The sequence below is a fragment of the Marivita cryptomonadis genome (assembly GCF_002115725.1).
Taxonomy (GTDB): Bacteria; Pseudomonadota; Alphaproteobacteria; order Rhodobacterales; family Rhodobacteraceae; genus Marivita; species Marivita cryptomonadis.
Genome location: NZ_JFKD01000097.1, coordinates 1 through 855, shown reverse-complemented (window position 1 = coordinate 855; position 855 = coordinate 1). Strand labels below are relative to the sequence as shown.

Annotated in this window: 2 protein-coding genes; both read left to right on the top strand. The window is 63.2% G+C overall.

Annotated elements, in window-relative coordinates; all coding sequences use genetic code 11:
* Positions 1-496 (top strand): Tn3 family transposase (locus MCRY_RS22465; protein ID WP_139834176.1); only part of this gene is annotated, 496 nt, incomplete at its 5' end.
* Between the two features lie 158 nt (positions 497-654).
* Positions 655-855 (top strand): hypothetical protein (locus tag MCRY_RS23315; RefSeq protein ID WP_217808273.1); only part of this gene is annotated, 201 nt, incomplete at its 3' end.

Genomic DNA, 855 nt, shown 5'->3' with positions numbered 1-855 from the left:
TTGGCCCGGCGTCCTGCGGTCCGCGGCCACCATGGTGACGCGCGTCATGCCGCCCAGTCAGCTGCTCAAGAAGTTCGCTGCTTATCCGCGCCAGCACGAGCTGGCCGTGGCGCTCCGTGAAATCGGCCGAGTTGAGCGCACGCTCTTCATCATCGAGTGGCTCCTCGACGCCGACATGCAGCGCCGAGCCCAGATCGGCCTGAACAAGGGCGAGGCCCATCACGCCCTGAAAAACGCTCTGCGTATCGGGCGACAGGGTGAAATCCGCGATCGCACCGCCGAGGGGCAGCACTACCGCATGGCCGGCCTCAACTTGCTCGCCGCCATCATCATCTACTGGAACACCAAGTACCTCGGTCAGGCCGTGGCCGCGCGGCAGCGGGCCGGGCTGAATTGCGACCCCGGTCTCCTCGCGCATATCTCCCCGCTCGGCTGGGCTCACATCCTGCTCACAGGCGAATACCGGTGGCGGCGGCAACCTGGGGCAAAGTTGTGAAGTAATCAGCCCTATATCTTGCCACCTTCACGCCCACCAAACGGGCGTGCCACGGTCATGGCCGCTACGAAGGCGGTCACAGAGCTCAGATTGAAGGAAAGTAGGGGGCTTCAGGGCCTTGTGATACGATCCTGCCCCCTACCGGAATCTACCCCTATGTGAACGAACTGAGCGAGCGGGCCATCCGTGAACGCGGCCTGTTCCTGTCGGCGTTCGACTTGCAGAAGTATGTGCAGGGCGCAAACAAGGAGCTCGGCCTTCACAGCCATACGCCCCTAATGGTCTGCAAGGAATACGCGACCCGTCGGAAACAGTATAAGCGACGCCGCCTTGCATGGCGCAAATCCCATGGCGCGCGG